Genomic DNA, 1,985 nt, shown 5'->3' with positions numbered 1-1,985 from the left:
CATGATCGACCGTCGTCTCAAGGGCTCATCCCGTCCCCGTGCTGTCCATCAACGGCAAACATCCTGTGGCAAAGACATGGGGCGGAAAAGTTCATCTACCACGCTTGACCACGGTCATAAGAGCTAGTTTCCGTACTATATCGGCCTGGAAGGTTTCGGCATCCACATCGCCAAGACTGAGATTCTCTAGCTAGTTTCCGTCCATAAACGCGTATATTTTGCTGCGTTTACAGGCACTTACCCTCGTCCGGAAGCGATTGTCGGGGCGTGGGCGGGCGAGAGTGCGCTGGTTGTCGGCAAAATGTCGTCACGGGGCGCGGCCGCGCATGCCGCGAGACCGGAGTCAGCCGGTGCCACGCATTCCAAACAGCGGACCGGCGTCAGGTCGGCTTGAGGCGTGCGCGTGATCGCGCCCACAACGCCTTTCTGCTCGATAGCCAACCCCTCGATCCTGTCCATGACGCTCAAAGCCATTCCAGCTAAGGACAAGTGATTGTAAACAAAACAGAATACGGGCGTTTGTGGACGGAAACTAGCTAGTTTCCGTCCATAAACGGCAATAAGCTGCGGAAGTGACCCCAAGCATCGCCAGAACAGTCGCGAGGCGATAGGTAAGAAGCGAACGCCACCAGAGCCCTCGCCTGCGAGTCCTCCCGGCATGAACGATATTGCCCACAATCCCTTCCCCGCAGGGAGAATGCGTGCTTTGGGGAACGGAGTCCAGTCCGGCAACCTAGGCCGCGCGCACCGACATCTTAGTCTTGCACTTACATTAGCGTGAGCGCATGCTTGGTGAGCTGGCGAGCCTCGCAGGCCGCCAGTTAGGCTCGGCGGCTAGCTGGTCACCCCCAATAGGCTGCCGGGCCGCCCACAGGCCACTGTAAATTGGTAGTAAAAAGATAAATAACAACTCCGTGTCGTTCAAAATAATTGATACGACACGAGTATAATCGTTGGAGGAATACCCATGAAAGTAACTGTATTGGCAAACTATGCTCCCCATGCATATAAAGGATTGATACAGGGATCAGACCGGGAGGCTGCAATCAAGACGCTTTTTGAAAGCGTCGGCGGCAAGGTTTCCGGTGTGATGTTTACTCGCGGCGCCTATGATATCGTCGTCAATGCTGAGGTGCCGGACCAGGCCGCTGGGATGGGCATAGCCCTGGCGGTGCGGGCAAGCGGCTCGGTGAACGACCTCGTTGTCCTCGAAGAGCTCAACATGAAGGCGGTGCTCGCGGCTGCCAACAAGGCTGCCAGCGTTTACAAGCCCGCCGGCTGATTGGACTGACTGTGCATTGATGGCAGCACGGTTTCGATTGAACGCGCCGTGCTGCCGAGTCTCAAAGAACTGCCTTCTATGGTCAAGCACCGCTGCGGCGGCGATGGCGGCTTCGCAAGTCGCGACAACCTGGCCAAAGCGAAGGCCTGCGGTGTTCGCGATATGGCATTCCACAAAAGCCGGCCTCAGGATCGAGGACATCGTCCGAAGCAATGGGTCTACCGCAAGCTACGCAACTTCCGCGCCGGCATCGAAGCCGGAATGTCATACCTCAAGCGCTTATGGCTTGGCGCGTTGCACCTGGCGCGGCATTGACCATTTGAAGACCTACGTCTGGTCCTCAATCGTGGCTTACAACCTCGTCCTCTTCACACGCCTCAAGCCGATCTGACACCGCTACATCATCGCAGTTGCGTCGCACCGGCCAACGCCGGCCCACACGGCGGGCGCGATCGCGTTCACAGCCCCTTTACCGATACCAGCGTCCTACATCTTGCCACGCCCCTCAAAGGTTCCGCTAACCAGGGACAAGTACTTGTAAACGCAGTCGAAATACGTGCGCTGTGGACGGAAACTAGACGTTATGACCGTGGTCTGAGCGGCGGCCCGTCCTTAGTCTTTGCAGCTGTAAGCAAACGGGGGTTGCTCGGGAATGCCGAGCCGAGCCCCAGCAAAGGAAGGACGGGCCATGGCAGAAGATAAG

1 protein-coding gene and 1 pseudogene are annotated in these 1,985 nt (G+C 57.5%); both read left to right on the top strand.

Features of this window, described 5'->3' with window-relative positions:
* Nucleotides 1-967: 967 nt before the first annotated feature.
* Nucleotides 968-1,282, top strand: coding sequence for a GYD domain-containing protein (locus EN859_RS35030; protein WP_127857175.1), 315 nt, complete (start codon nucleotides 968-970; stop codon nucleotides 1,280-1,282).
* Nucleotides 1,283-1,384: 102 nt separating this feature from the next.
* Nucleotides 1,385-1,673: pseudogene (locus EN859_RS35025) on the top strand (transposase); the annotation flags it as partial.
* Between the last annotated feature and the right edge of the window lie 312 nt (nucleotides 1,674-1,985).

Source organism: Mesorhizobium sp. M00.F.Ca.ET.216.01.1.1, from assembly GCF_004010325.2.
GTDB lineage: Bacteria > Pseudomonadota > Alphaproteobacteria > Rhizobiales > Rhizobiaceae > Mesorhizobium.
Note: the sequence above shows the minus strand (reverse complement) of the source record. Positions and strands in the feature narration are given on the sequence as shown.